General features: G+C 62.4%; 15 protein-coding genes. 3 read left to right on the plus strand and 12 right to left on the minus strand.

Annotated elements, in window-relative coordinates:
* Position 1: 1 nt before the first annotated feature.
* Positions 2 to 2,278, minus strand: a complete 2,277-nt coding sequence (locus BM438_RS18175; protein WP_093635824.1) for an ATP-dependent DNA helicase — start codon at positions 2,276 to 2,278, stop codon at positions 2 to 4.
* Positions 2,275 to 4,047: a VRR-NUC domain-containing protein gene (locus BM438_RS18180; protein WP_093635826.1), complete on the minus strand. Its 1,773-nt coding sequence runs from the start codon at positions 4,045 to 4,047 to the stop codon at positions 2,275 to 2,277. Before BM438_RS18180 ends, BM438_RS18175 begins: the two co-directional genes overlap by 4 nt.
* Positions 4,048 to 4,323: 276 nt before the next feature.
* On the opposite strand from BM438_RS18180, the gene BM438_RS18185 reads away from it, so the two are divergent.
* Positions 4,324 to 4,896: a TetR/AcrR family transcriptional regulator gene (locus BM438_RS18185; protein WP_093635828.1), complete on the plus strand. Its 573-nt coding sequence runs from the start codon at positions 4,324 to 4,326 to the stop codon at positions 4,894 to 4,896.
* Between the two features lie 19 nt (positions 4,897 to 4,915).
* Here BM438_RS18185 and BM438_RS18190 read toward each other — a convergent pair whose 3' ends face one another.
* From BM438_RS18190 to BM438_RS18215, 6 genes are all read right to left on the minus strand, one after another.
* Positions 4,916 to 5,521: a LutC/YkgG family protein gene (locus BM438_RS18190; protein WP_093635831.1), complete on the minus strand. Its 606-nt coding sequence runs from the start codon at positions 5,519 to 5,521 to the stop codon at positions 4,916 to 4,918.
* Entirely contained in the window at positions 5,508 to 6,899 is a 1,392-nt protein-coding gene (locus tag BM438_RS18195; protein WP_093635833.1) for a lactate utilization protein B, read from the minus strand. The genes BM438_RS18190 and BM438_RS18195 overlap by 14 nt, the downstream gene beginning before the upstream one ends.
* On the minus strand, positions 6,896 to 7,639 hold the full coding sequence (locus tag BM438_RS18200) for a (Fe-S)-binding protein (RefSeq protein ID WP_093635835.1): 744 nt from the start codon (positions 7,637 to 7,639) through the stop codon (positions 6,896 to 6,898). The genes BM438_RS18195 and BM438_RS18200 overlap by 4 nt, the downstream gene beginning before the upstream one ends.
* A gap of 303 nt (positions 7,640 to 7,942) precedes the next feature.
* Positions 7,943 to 8,689, minus strand: a complete 747-nt coding sequence (locus BM438_RS18205; protein WP_093635837.1) for a FadR/GntR family transcriptional regulator — start codon at positions 8,687 to 8,689, stop codon at positions 7,943 to 7,945.
* A 194-nt stretch (positions 8,690 to 8,883) separates the two neighbouring features.
* Complete coding sequence (locus tag BM438_RS18210) at positions 8,884 to 10,071, minus strand: pyridoxal phosphate-dependent aminotransferase (protein WP_093635839.1); 1,188 nt, start codon at positions 10,069 to 10,071, stop codon at positions 8,884 to 8,886.
* A 136-nt stretch (positions 10,072 to 10,207) separates the two neighbouring features.
* Positions 10,208 to 11,689 (minus strand): RNA polymerase factor sigma-54, encoded by a 1,482-nt coding sequence (locus tag BM438_RS18215; protein WP_093635841.1) that lies wholly within the window; start codon positions 11,687 to 11,689, stop codon positions 10,208 to 10,210.
* 531 nt (positions 11,690 to 12,220) lie between these two features.
* On the opposite strand from BM438_RS18215, the gene BM438_RS18220 reads away from it, so the two are divergent.
* Positions 12,221 to 12,559 (plus strand): BON domain-containing protein, encoded by a 339-nt coding sequence (locus BM438_RS18220; RefSeq protein WP_054035360.1) that lies wholly within the window; start codon positions 12,221 to 12,223, stop codon positions 12,557 to 12,559.
* A 109-nt stretch (positions 12,560 to 12,668) separates the two neighbouring features.
* Here BM438_RS18220 and BM438_RS18225 read toward each other — a convergent pair whose 3' ends face one another.
* The 4 genes from BM438_RS18225 to BM438_RS18240 all read right to left on the minus strand — a co-directional run bounded on the left by BM438_RS18225 (position 12,669) and on the right by BM438_RS18240 (position 14,956).
* The gene (locus BM438_RS18225; protein ID WP_093635843.1) at positions 12,669 to 13,121 is read right to left on the minus strand and encodes a ferritin-like domain-containing protein; all 453 of its coding nucleotides are present in this window, start codon (positions 13,119 to 13,121) and stop codon (positions 12,669 to 12,671) included.
* Between the two features lie 234 nt (positions 13,122 to 13,355).
* Complete coding sequence (locus BM438_RS18230; RefSeq protein ID WP_093635845.1) at positions 13,356 to 13,949, minus strand: hypothetical protein; 594 nt, start codon at positions 13,947 to 13,949, stop codon at positions 13,356 to 13,358.
* A gap of 102 nt (positions 13,950 to 14,051) precedes the next feature.
* A complete protein-coding gene (locus tag BM438_RS18235; protein WP_093635847.1) occupies positions 14,052 to 14,396 on the minus strand; it encodes a DUF1488 family protein in 345 nt (114 codons plus the stop codon).
* Positions 14,393 to 14,956: a DUF4142 domain-containing protein gene (locus BM438_RS18240; protein WP_093635849.1), complete on the minus strand. Its 564-nt coding sequence runs from the start codon at positions 14,954 to 14,956 to the stop codon at positions 14,393 to 14,395. The genes BM438_RS18235 and BM438_RS18240 overlap by 4 nt, the downstream gene beginning before the upstream one ends.
* A 306-nt stretch (positions 14,957 to 15,262) precedes the next feature.
* Here BM438_RS18240 and BM438_RS18245 point away from each other — a divergent pair, with 306 nt between their 5' ends.
* The gene (locus BM438_RS18245) at positions 15,263 to 16,546 is read left to right on the plus strand and encodes a DNA topoisomerase IB (protein WP_244179393.1); all 1,284 of its coding nucleotides are present in this window, start codon (positions 15,263 to 15,265) and stop codon (positions 16,544 to 16,546) included.
* Positions 16,547 to 16,578 lie beyond the last annotated feature (32 nt).

Below are 16,578 nucleotides of genomic sequence, written 5' to 3' on the forward strand. Positions count from 1 at the left end.
CTTATTGCACCTGCCACCAGCGCGGCAACAGCCGCCGCACTTCCGGCCGCCGGTACCGGTCGTCGATCAGATGCACCACCCCTTGATCCTGCTCCGTGCGAATCACGCGGCCGGCGGCCTGCACGACCTTCTGCAAGCCAGGATATAGGTACATGTAGTCGTAGCCATTGCCAAACTTCGCGTCCATCGTGCGGCGCATCTGCTCGTTGACGTCGTTCATCTGCGGCAGGCCGAGCGTCGCGATGAAGGCGCCAATCAGCTGCTGCCCGACCAGATCGATACCCTCGGAGAACGCGCCCCCTAGCACCGCGAAGCCAACGCCCTGGTTCATGGTGCGAAAGCGCGCGAGGAACGCGTCGCGCGCGGCCTCGTCCATTCCCTGTTCCTGTGCCCATATTGGCAATTCCGGATGACGCGAGCGCATCAAGCCCATCACCTGTTGCAGATACTCGAAGCTGCTCAGGAAGCCGAGATAATTGCCCGGCTGCGCGGCGTACTGCTTGGCGATCAGATCGACGATGGGCAGGAGCGAGCGTTCGCGATCACGCCAGCGCGTGGATACGTTGCCGGCCACACGCACCTGCAACTGTTCGGCGCGAAACGGCCCTTCGACCTCGAGCCAGTTCGTCCGCTCCGGCAAACCCAGCGTGTCGCGATAGAAATGATGCGGGTTGAGCGTGCCCGAAAACATCACCGTGGTCCGCGCGGCAGCATAACGCCCTGCGAGGAACGGCGCCGGGATCACGTTGCGCACGCACAGCATGCTGCTGCTTTTGTCGCGCGGCGCGTAGCGATCCGTGGTGAGGGTGATGTCGAAAATCGAATGCTCGCCGAATTGCTCCGCCAGCGCGACGAAATGCATGGCGTCGAAGAAAAATCGCAGCGAGGCTTCGTCGATGGAAAGCGGGGCTTCGGCGAGTTGATCCGTCACTGCGCCGATCAGATTCTGTGCGGCCGAAAGCAGTTTGCCGGGGACGTCGGGGTAGACCTGATACGCGTCAGTCTGAGCGCGCTTGACGGCGTTCCACTCGCGCTGAAGCCGTTCAAGCGGCTTCTTCAACGTCGCGGGCGCGGTTTTGCGGGCGAGCCGAAACGCCGCCTGGTCGAGCGTCGCGCTGTACATGCGCCGTGCCCGCTCGAGCAGGTTGTGCGCCTCGTCGACCAGCACGCCGACGCGCCATTGATTGATCTGCGTGAGCGCGTACAGCATCGCGCTGCTGTCGTAGTAGTAGTTGTAATCGCCGACCACCACGTCGGACCAGCGCGCCAGTTCCTGCGCGAGATAGTACGGGCAGACGTCGTGCCCGAGCGCCGCTTCGCGCACCGACGCCCGGTCGAGCCGCGGTCCGGCCAACGCCGCGCTGCGTGCCGCGTCGAGCCGGTCATAGAAGCCTCGTGCGAGCGGACAGGACTCGCCGTTGCAGGCCTTGTCGGGATGCTCGCAAGCCTTGTCGCGCGCGACCAGTTCCAGGGTTCTCAGCGGCAAGCGCGCGGAAGTCGGCTCGGCGCTTTGATGGAGTGTTTCGATCGCATCGAGGGCAAGTGCGCGGCCCGGCGTCTTCGCGGTCAGGAAGAACACACGGTCGATCTGATCCGACGCACACGCCTTGAGCAGCGGAAAAATCGTCGCCAGCGTCTTGCCGATGCCGGTCGGCGCCTGCGCCATCAAGGGCTTGCCGTCACGCGCCGCGCGATACACCGACACCGCCAGCTCGCGCTGACCACTGCGGAATTGCCCATGCGGAAACTGCAACGCACTGAGCGCGGCGTTGCGCGCGGCGCGGTGCGCCTCTTCCTGCACGGCCCAATCGAGAAAGCGTTCGCATTGCTCGACGAAGAAAATCTCCAGCTCACGCGCCGTGTGCGTTTCGGTCAGCAAGGTTTCCTTCTGACTGCCGACATCGAAATACACCAGCGCGACAGTCAATTCGGCGAGCGAACGGGTCTGGCACAACAGGTGACCATACACCAGCGCCTGCGCCCAATGCAGCGTGCGGTGATTGGCGGGCATCCGTTCGAGCGCGCCACGATGGGTCTTGATCTCTTCCAGACGGTTCGACACCGGGTCGTAACCGTCGGCGCGGCCACGCACGGTCAAACCGCGATGCGTGCCGGTCAGCGTAATTTCGGCTTCGTAGCCGCTCGCGCGCCGCCCGGCGACCGTCACATGGCCGGCCATGCCCTCCAGCGAGGTGGGCGCGGGCGTGAAGCGCAGATCCAGATCGCCTCGCCGCGCAGTGAATTCGCACATCGCCCGGACGGCGACCACGTAGGTCACGGCGTGATCTCCGTCACGACTTCCGACGCGACGATCTCTTCATCGGCCCATCGCACGTCGAGCACGCGCACCGGCATGCCGTGCTGCGCGCAGTACGCGAGCCAGCGGATCTGGTTGTCCTGCAAGCGGTCGCCGGGGCCTTTCACTTCGATCAACTCGTAACGGCGCTCGGCCGGCCAGAACCGGATCAGGTCCGGCAGGCCCGAACGGTTGCCGCGGATGTCACGCAGCAAGCGCTCGAACCATAGTTTCAGATGCGCGGCAGGCAGGCAGTCGAGCGCCAACTCGACCAGTTCCTGCGTCAGCAAGCCCCAGAATACAAACGGCGATTGCAATCCCGCCTTGCTTTGCAGATGCCGCAGAATCGTCTCGCGATAGGCGCTGCTGTCGAGTTGCGCGAGACACGCGGCGAATTGCGCGGCGCGGCGCGCATGAAAATCAGGCGCATGCAGATCGGCCGGACCGCGCTGGAACGGGTGAAAAAACGCGCCGGGCAGCGCCGAGAACACCGGCTCCCAGCACAGCAAGCCGAACAGCGAGTTGATCAGCGCGTTTTCAACGTAATGAACCGGCGCCGCGTCGCAAGTCAGATGGTCCCGGGCGACGTATTCGACCGGTTGTGGCGCGTCTGGCCTCGGCAAAACCAGTGTGCTGCGCTCGACCGGGCGAGCTGCAGCTACACGTGCCACCCGCTCGCCGCGCTTGCGCTGCAAACGCGGCAACATGCGCTCGATGCGCTGCGCTTCCTCTTCGCTTTCAGGTTTCGCAGCGGCTTGCAAAGCGAGGGCGAAGGCTTCGTCAAATCGCTCACTGCGTTCCAGCACTCGCAAGCGCCGATGGCGCGCGCCAGGCCACGCGCAGCGCTCATAGACAGCGAGCGCTGCGCGCCAGTTCTGTTGACGCTCACAATGCTGGCCGATACGAAACAGCAGTTTCGCGCGACGCGTTTCGAGCCACGGGTTTGAGGTTTCGATCGCAGCAATCGCGACGACGAGCTCGTCGATCGCCTCTGACTCCGCGTTACCCGCGGGGAGCCATTCGAGCGCTTCGCGGCATGCATGCAACGCAAGATAAACGTCGACGTCCGCGCGTTGCTGGAAGGCGCGCGACGACGGCGCGAACGCAACCTTCTCATACTGGAACACACCAAGATCGGCGAGCACGAACTCCGACCAGTCCTGCTGCAGATTGCCGAAGAACATCAGGCGCAGACGCTCGCAAAGGGGCGCGATGGCGACGTGGAAGACGCGGTCGGTGGTCTGGGCGTGCCACGCGGACAACGGCTGCGCGGTGACGCCTCGTTCGTCGCATTCGCCCTCACCCGCTCCTTCGCTTTCGTAAAACGGCCGCAGCGTTTCCAGCAGATCGGGTTTGCGCAAGCCTTTCGCGCCGGGAATCAACGCGATGGCGTCCGCCAAGATCAGCAGCAATTCGGGGCGCGTGGTGAGCGCGAACAGATCGTCGAGCGTCAGAACGGGTTCCGTGTCGACCCAACCGAGCATTGCCAAGGGTGCAACTGCCTGCAAAGGGCAACCGATCTCGTCATAAGACAGGCGGCTGGCGCGGAACAGCGTGCCCTTGCGCATCAGCATGCGAACCAGCAACGCGCGCGAGGGTTGCGGCAAAGCGGCGAAATCGCGCAGGAAACCGTGTTCGCGCGCGTCCAGCAGATCGTCGTAACGCTCGGCGAGCCACGCCAGCGCACGCTCGAAGTTCAGCAGGTAATAAGGGACACCAGAACGGGGGTCCGACGGAGCATCTATCGCCACGGAGCGTTTACGAAACCTGTATGTTTATACAGTGATGATATCAAAATATAAGTACGCGTCGATACCCGCTCCGTATGCGCATGGAGAATCCGCTCACTGGTCCTCGTCGCCCGAAATCGCCTGGGCCGGCCCCGGCCAATCCAGAAAACGCGTTTTCCTATATGTAGGCAGAATGTCACGCATATGATATAGATCGTTCTACAAAGACGGCAACGAAGCTGAGTTACGTCTGGTGTTAAGATTTTTTGAAACAAGCCCAAGTGAGAGCTGATCTGCATGCGTGCAAGCAAACGACAACTTGTCGTCGATAAAGCCACCCAACTATTTTCGATGCACGGTTTCCAGGCCGTCGGCGTGGACTGGATCATCGACGACTCCGGCGTTGCGCGAATGACGCTATACCGCCACTTTTCAGGCAAGGACGAATTGATCCGGGAGGTGCTGCTGCAACGCTATGCGCTGATCGTCGGCAGTATCGAAGCCCGTCTGCAGACGCTTGAGCTTCCGGAGGAACGGGTCAAGGCAATTTTCGACTGGTATGGCGACTGGTTCGCGACGCCAGAATTCGCGGGTTGCCTGTTTGAACGCGCACTGGCGGAGTTTGGCACCGAGTACCCCAAGATCTCGGGCGTAGCCATCCAATATCGGACAAAGATGACCACCTGGATAGCGGAACTGCTGCAGGGTCTCATGCCGGCGTCTGAGGCAAAACGCCTTGGGGATGTCTTCATGATGTTGCTCGACGGGGCAACCGTCAACGCACGCGCGGCGAATGATCCCGGGCCGGCTTCGCAGGCTTGGACTGCCGCCGAAGTTCTGCTGCGATCGGCAAAAGCCAAAGCAGCGTGACCGGGAGCCCGCTCACGCGCTAGATTCCTCGCTGTGCCTGCGGTGCCGCCATCCAAACCACTGTCAACGATCGCACCCCCTGCGCACCACGAATCAGCACGCCTTCGATATCCGCGGTGGCCGAAGGGCCGGTGACCAGCGCCGCATAGCGCGCATCGCGGAAGTCGTCGCGACGGTACACGTCCTGCAAGCCGTCGAGCAACTGCGCCGGATCGAGCAGCACCACCAGATGCTGCACGATGTACCCCAGCGAGTTGACCACATACTCGCGCTCGCTGAACCACACCGAGCCGGTTTCAGCCACACCGAAGCGCCCCCGCACCACGCCCACCTCGATATCCTGCAACGAAGCCGGTTCGGTTTCGGCGGTAATCACGCGCGTGCCGGGCACTTCGGGCGTCGCCGACGCCACCGACGCCGCATCGCCGAACCGCTCACGGATCAGCGCAAGCACGTCACCCGCAGCCGGCGCTTCGACGCACGTGCCGCCCATCGCCTGCAATGCTGCCGTGAAGCGCGCCCGCAAGTCCCCGCCCGCCGAAGCGAACAGCGGCACATCGGGCCGTGGGCGCGCCGGCGGCTGCGCGTCACGCACCTTCGCCAGAAAAGCTTCACGCGTTGCCATCGCCACCTCCACGATTCTTCTTGTACCAGGCGTGGAAGGTCAGCTTCGGCGCCTCCGGCAACTCACGCTGCCGGCCCCAGATGTTGAGCGGGTTATACAGCACGAAATTCGGCAAACGCCGCAGCGCGCCGCCCATCGACGACACTGTCGCCCGATACAGCGTCGGACTCGCAAGCAGGCGCCCCGCCATCTTCAGCACTTCCTGCTTCACGAATGGCACCTCATGACGTTCTGCGATCACCGTTCGCCATTTGTAGATCTGCTCGTGAATATTGATCTTCACCGGACACACATTCGTGCAACTGCCGTTTAGCGTCGACGCGAACGGCAACGCGCTATAACGCTTCAGGTCGAAGGTCGGATTGATGATTGCGCCGATCGGCCCCGAATACGTGCCGCCATACGACAAGCCGCCACTGCGCCGATACACCGGGCACGTGTTCATACACGCGCCGCAGCGAATGCATTTGAGCGAATACCAGAAATCCTCCATCGCAAGCCGCTCCGAGCGGCCATGATCGACGAGGATGAAGTGCATCTCGGCGCCCGGACGCGGTGCCCGGAAATGCGAGGTGTACTGCGTAATCGGCGAACCGAGCGCGCTGCGCGACAGCATGCGGATAAATACGCCGAGGTCCGACACCTTTGGAATCAGCTTCTCGATACCGATCGACGCGATATGCAACGGCGGCACATTCGCCGACAGGTCGGCATTGCCCTCGTTCGTACACACGACCACCGTGCCCGTCTCCGCCACCGCGAAATTGCAGCCCGTCATGCCCGCCGTTTTCTCGCGCACGAAATACGGCCGCGTATTCATCCGCTGGCTTTCAGCGAGGTAGTGAATATCGCTGTTTTGCGGATCGGTGCCGATGGTTCGACCGAACAGTTCAGCCACATCGGCGCGTAGTTTATGGACCGCGGGCACCACCATATGGCTCGGGTCCTGATGATCGAGCTGCTGGATGCGCTCGCCGAGATCGGTCTCCATCACCGTGATGCCGCGCGGTTCGAGATACTCGCGCATCTTGCATTCGTCGGTGAGCATCGACTTGCTTTTGACGAGCGTGGTCATGCCGCGCTCGGACATGATCTGGTGGACCAGCGCATTGTGCTCTTCGGCGGTCGCGGCCCAATGCACCACGACACCATTTGCTTCGGCCGCAGCGGCGAACTGTTCGAGATAGTTGGACAGATGCGACAGCGTGTGTTCCTTGATACCCGATGCCAGTTCGCGCAGCGTCTCCCACTCCGGGATGCCGTGCGCCTGCGCATCGCGCTTCTCACGCAAATCCCATAGACGTTTGTCGTGAAACGCGACGTGCTCCGTCTTCCTGATGAAAGCGCCCGCGGCTTTCGCGTGATCGACGCGGCTCATGCGCGTGCTCCATTGAGAACCTGCGCGATATGGATGAAGCGTGCGTCGGCTTTCATGCGTTCCGCGCAACCTTGCTGGTGCATCAGGCACGACATGTCGCCCGACACGATGTACTCCGCGCCCGCGTTGAGATGATCGCGAACCTTGTCCTGCCCCATGCGCACCGACACCGGCTCTTCGGTCACCGAGAACGTGCCGCCGAAACCGCAGCATTCGTCGGGCCGCGACGGTTTGACGAATTCGATGCCTTTCACGCCTTCAAGCAAGGTGCGCGGTTTCGAAAACGGCAGCGCGGAGATCTCCGAGACCGACGCTTCCTTCAGATGCCGTAGCGCGCTGCAACTGTTATGCAGACCCACGCGATGCGGAAACTCGGCCCACGGAAACTCACGCGCACCGACCACGTCGTGCAGAAACTCGACGAGTTCGTAGGCGTTGGCGCGAACCTTTCTGACTTCATCAGTCTGCTCGAGCGCGGTCAGATGCTCGCGCACGTGATGAATGCAACTCGCCGACGGTCCGACGATGTAGTCGTAGCCGGCGAAGTTGCGCGCAAACACGCGCTCGGCGCCGGCTGCCTCGGTGTGCGCGCCGCTGTTGGCCATCGGCTGGCCGCAGCAGGTTTGCTCCTGCGGATAGTCGACCTCGATGCCGAAGCGTTCAAGCAGCTCGAGCGTGGCGATCCCTACTTCGGGATAGAACGCATCGATGAAGCACGGGATAAACAGGGCGACTTTCATAGGCTCATTTGAATGAAGTGCGGCGGCCGCTGATTCACTTACTTTAGTGCGGAATCATGGCGGCGCACGCGTTTCCTGCCGACAGCGTGTTCGCGGCCGGTCAGTAAGACTGGTATTGTTGGTCTGACCAAGAAATATAAGGAAGTCGCCGGGCGGTGTCAACCGCGAGAACGTTGGTGAAGCAGACTGGACAGGCCTCAGCGCGGTTATGGGCGCACGCAACCCGCTGCCCGCGCGTGGGCAAAAGCGGTGGTCAGGAGGTCAGCAAATCAGGAAATGAGGCGTCGGCCAGAGGCCGGCAACTCAGGAAATCACGCTCGGCGACGGTCTCGCCGCGTCGTCCTTGTACATCTCGCGCACATAGGTCAGATGACGCTCGGCGGCCTTGCGCGCCTTTTGTGCGTCGCGGGCGATGACTGCGTCGTAGATGGCCTGATGCTGGCTCATCAACTGCTTTTCCATCGCGTCGTCGTAGTCGATCAGACGATGGTACTGGCGCATGCCTTCGCGAATCAGCGTATGGATGCCGTGCATCACATGCGCGAGCGCGATGTTATGTGTGGAGTCCGCGATGGCGAGATGAAACGCGGCATCCAGTTCCGCGAGATTCACACGGTCTTGCGACTGCGAACCGGCCTTCAATGCTTCGAACGCCTCGGTGATCTTCTGCAGATCGGCTGGCGTGGCGCGCTCGGCGGCATACACCGTCGAAATCGATTCGAGACCCTGGCGCAGTTCGAGAATATCGGCACTGGTGCGCGGATTTTGCAGTAGCAGTTCCGCGAGCGGCTTGGAGATGATCGGCGCGGTGACGTCGACGACCGTGAAGCCGCCCCGCCCCGACGTTTCAATATACCCGTCCGCTTCCAGCCTGATCAACGCTTCCCGCAACGACGGCCGCGACACCCCGAGCTGCGTGGCCAGATCGCGTTCGGCCGGCAAGCGGTCACCGGGCATTAGCGCGCCGTCCGAGATCAGTTGCTTGATCTGGTCGGACACCACGTCGGAAAGTCGTTTGCGCGTGAAGGACTGGATCGGGAGAAATGGCATGGGCGGCGCGGGTTGAAGCCTGGTTAATGGAGCCTGATTGATGAAGCCTGGTTGGCGAAGCCGTGGACGACGGCATGAGCGCACCTTCGAACGGGTGCGTCAAAGTGCAGGAATTATACCGTTCAACGACTTGCCGCTGCCTGCCAGGCTAGCCCGCGCCCGCCACATACAGCAGCGGCTTTCCTGTTCACAGCCTACACGTTCGTACGCACCGGCAATCCACCGACGAACGCAGCAATCCGTTCGCAAGCATCGATCAGGCTTGCCTCGTCGACCACAAAACCCAACCGCACAAAACCATTCGCGGTCTCGCCGAAGGCGCTGGCGTCAAGCAACGACACGCCTTGTGCCCGAAACAGTTGCCAGGTGAAATCGACTGTATCGAGGCCCGTGCCGCTGACGTCGACCATCATGAACATGCCGGCTTCCGGCAACAGGCAACGCAAGCCCGGCACGCGGTGCAGGCGCTCGAACACGACGTCGCGGCGGCGCCGGTAAATCTCGCGCATCTCGGCGACGATCGGCGCCTTGTTCTGCAGCGCGGTCAATGCAGCCTGCTGGATGAAACCTGGCAAGCCATACAGCATTGCCAAGGCGAGCCGCCCCATATGCTCGATCAGCGTGGCGGGCCCGATCGCCCAACCCACGCGCCAGCCCGCCATGGCATGCGATTTCGACAGACTGCCGAGCGTCACCGTGCGCTCCGCCATACCTGGCAACGCCGCGATGCTCACGTGCTCACGCTCGAACGTGAGATCGGCATAGACCTCATCGGAGAGCACCCACAGGTCGTGCTCGCACGCGATCCGCGCGATGCGTTCCAGATCGGCGCGCGGCATCACCACGCCGGTCGGATTACACGGTGTCGCGAAGAAAATGGCTTGGGTGCGCGGCGTGATGGCCGCTTCGAGCGCGTCGCAGTCGAGGTGAAACGCCCGCGCCGGATCGACCGGCACCGGCACAAGCGTGGCGCCCGCGGCGCGCACGCAGGCTTCGTATGTGAGGTACATCGGCTCGGGGACGATCACTTCGTCGCCCGCTTCCAGCAGGCACAACGAGGTGGCGAACACGCCGTTCTGCGCCCCCGCAGTCAGGATCACGTTGGCCGCGCTTACGGCGCAACCCGTGGTGCGCGCATGGTCTTCGGCAATCGCCGCGCGCGCCGGCTCACGCCCGGACACGGCGCTGTAATGCGTATCGCCGCTACGCAACGCTTCGATGGCGCGCTCGACGATCGGCGCGGGCGTCGCGAAATCGGGGTCGCCGACGCTCAGCACGATCACATCTTCGCCATTGGCGAGCGCCTGCTGAGCGACACGATGGATTTCCCACGCCGAGGTACGCCTGCCCTGCAAACGCTCAACCAGATTCGAATACTTCATGGAACTCACCCCGTTTCGACTTGAGCCGCCAATGTAATGGGGCGCGTGCGAAACGTCCAGATACGAAAAAGCGCCACGCGAGCACTGAGACTCGCGTGGCGCTTCGCTGAAGCCCTGGCCCCGAAGGGCAACGCGTTTAAACCTGGCGGCGCAATTCCGCCGGCGGCACTTTCATCAAGTGGCGATATTTCGCCACGGTACGCCGCGCCACCAGTACACCCTGATCCGCGAGCATCTTCGCAAGCGTCACGTCCGACAGCGGATCGTGGGTGTTCTCCGCGGCGATCATTTCCTTGAGCAACGCGCGCACGGCCGCGGCCGAACAGGTACCGCCGCTTTCTGTGCCGAGTTCACGCGGGAAGAAGTGCTTGAACTCGAAAATACCGCGCGGCGTGGCCATATATTTGTTGCCGGTCGCACGCGAGATGGTGGATTCGTGCAAACCGAGTTCCTCGGCCACATCGCGCAGCACCATCGGCTTGAGCGCGATTTCACCGTACTGGAAGAAGGCTCGTTGATGCGCGACGATGCACTCGGCCACGCGTTGAATCGTATCGAAGCGCTGCTGCGCATTGCGGATCAGCCAGCGAGCTTCCTGCAATTGCTGCGCGAGCGGCGAACGGCTGGCACCGGCCGACTGCGCGAACAGCTCGGCATACATGCGATGGATGCGGGCGCGCGGCTGCACGGCCGGGTTGATCGTCACCGCCCATTTGTTGCGCACCTGACGCACGATCACGTCCGGCACCACGTAGTTGTCTTCGGTACGGCCGTAGTTGTTGCCCGGCTTCGGATCGAGCTTGCGCACCAGCGCGCAGGCCACCCGCAGTTCCTCGGCGCTGCAGCCGATCTGCTTTTGCAGTTCAGCCTGTTCGCGACGCGCGAGGCGCTCCAGGTGATGGTCGACGATTTGCCGCGCCACATCGCGTCCAGGCGTGTCAGCGGGCAACGCGTTGACCTGCAGCGACAGACATTCGGATAACGAGCGGGCGCCAAGACCGGGACGATCGAGCGATTGCACGAGGCGCAGCGCCACCAGCAATTCTTCTTCAGTCAGTTCGGGTTCGAGGTCGACGCTGTCGGCGAGCTCGGAGAGTTCCTGACGCAGATAGCCGTCGTCATCGAGCGCCTCGATGATAAAACGGGCCACCGCGCGGTCACGGTCGTCGAGTCGATAGAGACGCAGCGAGTCGTGCAACTGCTCGCGCAAGGTCGGTTGGGAACGCGCCCATTCAGCGGGATCGCTACTGTCGGAGTCGCCGTTCTGGCGCGTCGAACTACGGGTGCTGTAGTCGCCCGAAAAGTCGCCGGGTATGTCGTCCTGCCCTGCGCTTTCCATTGTGTCGCCAGCGCTGTTGTCGACCGGTGACGATTCAGGTTCGGCCGCGGCGACCGTGTCCGTGGCGGGCGTCCCACCGACGTCATCGCCTGGCGTTGCAGTGGCGAGCGCGACGTCTTCCGTGTCGGTCGAGTCGTACTCGAGGAACGGATTGGTGTCGAGTGCAGTGCGCAACTCCTGCTGGAACTCGAGAGACGACAACTGCAACAGACGCACCGATTGCTGCAGACGCGGCGTGAGTGCGAGGGACTGCCTTGCGCGTAGTTCGATTGACGGCATTGTAGTGAGGTCCCGTTAATAGCTTGGAAAAGGTATCTGGCCTCAGTAGAGCAACTGTCATACCAGCTCGCCCAACACACTGTTTTTTCTAAGTTTTGCCTTTTCAGGCCCGCCAATTGCGCAGTGGGCGCGCGCCCTTTTTACAAGGACCCGGCAATTTCCGGTCGCCGGCCTTACGGACCGTCGAACAGCCCGCCGCACGTGGCCGCCCCTCTATTCCTCAGCCTAAACGCATGTGCAGCACCGGCTTGTCCCGGCATCGGGCATTCGTGCGGTGTACCGGGCACACAGCTTGCGAATCAACACGGTGTGGACGGACGTGGGTCTTTGCACGCGAGTCGATCGCGAGGTAGCGCAAGCAGCAACGTAGCCACGCAAACGAAACACATGCATAGACCATCGTCCGGTGTCGATAACGGGCCCTGACGGAACCGTAGCGGCAACGACCCCACGCGAGTCATCAACGGTTTCGGCCGCGATCGACCGCAGGTAACAAGACCGCATTTTTTATCAACACCCGAAGGAGAAACCATGAAGACCATCCAACTTCTGAAGACCGCAGGCAGCATCGCTTGTGTCGCATTCGCTCTGAACGCTACGGCGCAAACCAGCGGCTCGGCCCCGTCGGCAGCATCCGAAACTATCGGTCAGCACGTCGACGACGGCACCATCACCACCAAGGCCAAGGCCGAACTGCTCAGCGCGAAGAACGTCAAATCGACTCATATCCACGTGAAGACCCGCAAGGGCGTGGTGTGGCTCACGGGTTCAGTGCCTTCGTCTGACGACAAGGCCGCAGCAGGGGAAGTCGTGAAGGGCGTAGATGGCGTCTCGAGCGTGAGGAACCATCTGAAGGTCGTAGCGGAATAACTGCGCGGAACAACAGCAGCGTCTTCGCTGCTGTTGTTGTCCAGCTTCAAAAAACCGGCGTTCTTGTGAGCGCCGGTTTCCTTTTCTACCTGCAGTTTTCTATCTGCAATTACGGCTTGGCCGCAGCGTACTGATCGCGTAAGTCACGCACGCGATCATGGTTTTGCAGTACGCCCTGGTACTGACGCTCAACCAGCGCCCGGACGTCCAGCGGCAACTCCTTTTCAAGCGCGTCGTGATAGCGCTTTTTCGCAACGTCTTCGCCCTTTTCGCATTCGGCGAGGATCTCGTGATCACTGCGATCCGACACAGCCGACTTCACGTCGACCCAGCCGCGATGCAGCGCACCGCTCATACTGCCGCCTGTTTCGGGCTTGCCGCCCAGCGCCTGAACCGCATCCTGCAATTCACGCGCACCACGCGTGCAGTCTTCGGCGCGCGACAGAAACAGCGATTTCAGCTGCGCGTCATGCGCGTCTTCTGCCGCCTTGCGAAAGCCCTTCTCGCCATCCTTCGACGTTTCGACCAGATCGTTCAGCACGGAGACAACGTTCGTAGCCATTCAATACCTCCAGGGGTTTCGTTAATCGAGGAATCCGCCGCTACGCACTGCCATGTAGCCGCGGGCTTCGCATGTCTATGCGCATGAGGCGTGCCCGGCTCGCGAATACCCCCCGGCATGAATGCAAAACGGCCCGACATTTGCCGGGCCATTCTGTTGTTTGCAGCGTCTCCACTCAAACGAAAGCGATCGCCTCACTTATTGCCTCATTTATTGCCTCATTTATTGCTTCACTCAGGCATGCCGTTCGCTGAATTCGCCGAATTCGTTGAGCGGTTCGGGCGTTTTGAGCGGATCGAAGTCGGCCCAGCGCCCTTGCTGCCAGCGCCCGCTCGCGCGTTCGATCGCGAGGCCCCCTGCTTCGCGCAATACCTTAGCCGCGTCGAACTGATTGTCGGGCGATACATGCACGGCAACCAGCACGCCGGAGTCGCGCATTTCCTGATGGAAGCGCAAATGGTGGTGGCCGGCCTCGCCGCCTTCGCGCGTGCGCGCCATCGCACCGGCGAGGGAGCCTATGTATGCGCCGACGCCGGCCGCGATCAGCGAGACGAGAATCGGCGCCGAAAACGCCGCGAAAATCCCGACGCCGACCACAGCGCCCACTACCGCGCCGATCGTCACGCCCATGCCGGCGCCCTTCGGGGCTTCTCTCGCCCCCGGATCGGTGCCGGTATCGCCGCCGATCGGATAACGCGCGTGCTGGCCACGCGGATTGACAAAAAACAGCGTGACGTCTTCTTCGACGAAACCTGCGTTGAAGAGCTTTTGCGCCGCATCTTCGGCGGCGGGGAAAGTCGTAAACCGTGCTGCGACGATGAGTGACATAAGGCCTCCTTACATCGTTGAAACGCGTTTTGCGGACCCTGCCGCCACACGGCATCGCGCTGCGCTGCAAAAATACACGCGGGAGGTAGGCGTATGCCCGGACTACGCGGCGGTGCCGCGATCGGGCTCCATGCCTTCCACTCTGAACAGTCCACTATGCAACACTACGCCTTCACCGGCGTTCTGGTCGAGTGCTTCTGCGCAAACCGAGCGGATACGATTGCGCCCCTTGTCGAAAGCGGCCATCAGGGCGGATTCGAGCGCGGAATCGGCGCCGAAATGATCTTCCAGCGCCTCGGCCGTAATCGCGCACACAACCGCTTCGCCGTCGACGCGCGCCATGAAGCGCACAGTCAGATTCGCTCCGTCGAAGAGCGGCTTGTCGTCGGGAAAAGTGATCTGCATAAGGGAGTCCTCATAGGCCGGCCGGGGCAGGATCGCGTTCATGACGAACCCTTCATTGAACCGGCCAGTTGCTGCGCCATCGCGAGGTGATGTTTGATCGTCGGCAGCGCGTGCGCGGCGGCGGCCTTCAGTTGTGAGTCGGTGCCGCTCTGGCTCTCCTGCTGGAACAGGTCGACCGCTCGCTGATGCGCTTCCACACCGATCTGCTCGACGTAGGCCTGATCGAATTCGTTGCCCTTGAGCGTCTGCAGTTTTCCGACCAGCGCCGAATCGGCGGACGGCGTCGTCGCAAGCCCCTTCTTCGCGACGATTGCGGCCATGCCGTGCGAGAGTTTCGTATGGTCGGCGATCATTTGCTGCGCGAATTTCTTGACGTGCGGATCGCTCGAATTCTTGAGTGCGATTCTGCTTGCCGCGATTTCGGTGGCGTCGGCCTGTGAGGCATCCTGCACGAACTGCTGGTCTGCAGGCGAGAGCTTTGTGCCGCTCACCGGCGCAGCGCTAGCGGGGGCGTCACTGGCTTGTGCGTATGCAGGCCCGATCGACGCTGCGCCAAGCCCCAGCGCAAAAGCCATCACTTGTACGGAATATCGGAATTTCATACGTTTTCTCCCTGGTCGACCTGTCTACCGAAGCGGGCTGAGCGATGAGACCGCGGTATTTCAGAACCGCTTCTGCGTCCCTTGTCTCTGTCCGTTCGTTACGTCCGTAGTCAGCAAAAGACGTGCCCATGCCTGACCGCCGCCTTCAGCACCGGTAGCAAGGTGCGTAAGGACTGTTCCGCCCACGCACGCCACCATGCGCAAAGCGCGCGGCGGGCATCGCTTTTGCTCGCGGCCAGTCATCGGCGCATACGCGCTTCATGCTTGAAACTTCTACCTGCAACCATGGCTGCCACGACCCAACCGATGCAACGCCGCACGGAGCGCGCCGGACGCGCGGACGAAACCGCCGCGCAACGAGCCGCTCCCGCCGACCTGCCGCCGGGCCTGCGCCATGCCGACGACAGCAAGCCCGGCTACACACGCAAGCGTGAAAAAGACGGCTTCATCTACATCGACCTGAGCGGCAAGCGCATCGACGATGAAGAGGAAATCAAACGCATCAGTGCCCTCGCCATTCCACCCGCTTACGAAGACGTCTGGATCTGTCCCGACGCGCGCGGCCATATCCAGGCGACGGGCCGAGACGCACGCGGCCGCAAGCAATACCGGTATCACCCACGCTGGCGCGAGACACGCGACGCCGACAAATACGAACGCATGGCCGAGTTCGGCCGCGCGTTACCGAAAATCCGCGCACGCGTCGCTCGCGACCTGAAGCTGCCGGGCATGCCGTGCGACAAGGTCATCGCGGCGATCGTGCAGTTGCTCGACACGACGCTGATCCGCATCGGCAGTGTGGAATACGCGCGCGAGAATCAGTCGTACGGTTTGACGACACTGCGCAAGAAGCATGTGAAGATCGAAGCGGGCCAATTGCGCTTCAAATTTCGCGGCAAAAGCGGCATCGAGCATGACGTGACGGTGGACAATCCGCGCATCAAACGCATCGTGCGCCGCTGCGCCGAACTGCCGGGCCACGACCTGTTTCAGTACCTCGACGAAGACGGCACGCGCCGCACGATAGGGTCGGCCGACATCAACGACTACCTGCGCCGCGCGAGCGATGCCGACTTCACCGCGAAGGACTACCGAACGTGGGCCGGCAGCGTCTATGCCTTGGCCGCGCTACGGCGGCTGGTGTGCAGCAGCGCTACGGAGGCGCGCCGCCATATCGTTGCGACGGTCAAGGATGTGGCGGCGCTATTGCGCAATACGCCCGCGGTTTGCCGGCGCTGCTACATCCACCCTATGGTGATCAGCGCGTTCGAGGCGGCCGAATTGCAGAGCTTGCCACCCGGCCAGGCACGCCGTGGATTGAGAGTGGACGAAGTGGCATTTGCCACGCTGCTTGCCCATGCGGAGAAACGTGCGGCAAAGCTGGCACGCACGGCCGGCGCCAAGGGCCGCAAGATGCGGGAGACGGCGGTGACGGACAGCATCAACGGCTCCTTGACCAGTCTGTTGAAAAAATCTCGCGTGGTGGCGCGCAAAAACGCTGCGGCGAAGACCGGCACGCAAACCGCACGGCGGTCGGCCGCGTCGCGCGAGGTCACGGCATCGCGTGACGCCAAGCAGGCGGCTCGCTGAGCAAAACTGAGGTTCGGATCTCCGACCAAGCT

Source organism: Paraburkholderia aspalathi (assembly GCF_900116445.1).
GTDB classification, from domain to species: domain Bacteria; phylum Pseudomonadota; class Gammaproteobacteria; order Burkholderiales; family Burkholderiaceae; genus Paraburkholderia; species Paraburkholderia aspalathi.

Bases quoted from the DNA above. Each gene is read 5' to 3' on its own strand.
- BM438_RS18185 (WP_093635828.1), top strand. From the start codon at position 4,324: ATGCGTGCAAGCAAACGACAACTTGTCGTCGATAAAGCCACCCAACTA.
- BM438_RS18190 (WP_093635831.1), bottom strand. From the start codon at position 5,521: ATGGCAACGCGTGAAGCTTTTCTGGCGAAGGTGCGTGACGCGCAGCCG.
- BM438_RS18195 (WP_093635833.1), bottom strand. From the start codon at position 6,899: ATGAGCCGCGTCGATCACGCGAAAGCCGCGGGCGCTTTCATCAGGAAG.
- BM438_RS18200 (WP_093635835.1), bottom strand. From the start codon at position 7,639: ATGAAAGTCGCCCTGTTTATCCCGTGCTTCATCGATGCGTTCTATCCC.
- BM438_RS18205 (WP_093635837.1), bottom strand. From the start codon at position 8,689: ATGCCATTTCTCCCGATCCAGTCCTTCACGCGCAAACGACTTTCCGAC.
- BM438_RS18210 (WP_093635839.1), bottom strand. From the start codon at position 10,071: ATGAAGTATTCGAATCTGGTTGAGCGTTTGCAGGGCAGGCGTACCTCG.
- BM438_RS18215 (WP_093635841.1), bottom strand. From the start codon at position 11,689: ATGCCGTCAATCGAACTACGCGCAAGGCAGTCCCTCGCACTCACGCCG.
- BM438_RS18220 (WP_054035360.1), top strand. From the start codon at position 12,221: ATGAAGACCATCCAACTTCTGAAGACCGCAGGCAGCATCGCTTGTGTC.
- BM438_RS18225 (WP_093635843.1), bottom strand. From the start codon at position 13,121: ATGGCTACGAACGTTGTCTCCGTGCTGAACGATCTGGTCGAAACGTCG.
- BM438_RS18230 (WP_093635845.1), bottom strand. From the start codon at position 13,949: ATGTCACTCATCGTCGCAGCACGGTTTACGACTTTCCCCGCCGCCGAA.
- BM438_RS18235 (WP_093635847.1), bottom strand. From the start codon at position 14,396: ATGAACGCGATCCTGCCCCGGCCGGCCTATGAGGACTCCCTTATGCAG.
- BM438_RS18240 (WP_093635849.1), bottom strand. From the start codon at position 14,956: ATGAAATTCCGATATTCCGTACAAGTGATGGCTTTTGCGCTGGGGCTT.
- BM438_RS18245 (WP_244179393.1), top strand. From the start codon at position 15,263: ATGCAACGCCGCACGGAGCGCGCCGGACGCGCGGACGAAACCGCCGCG.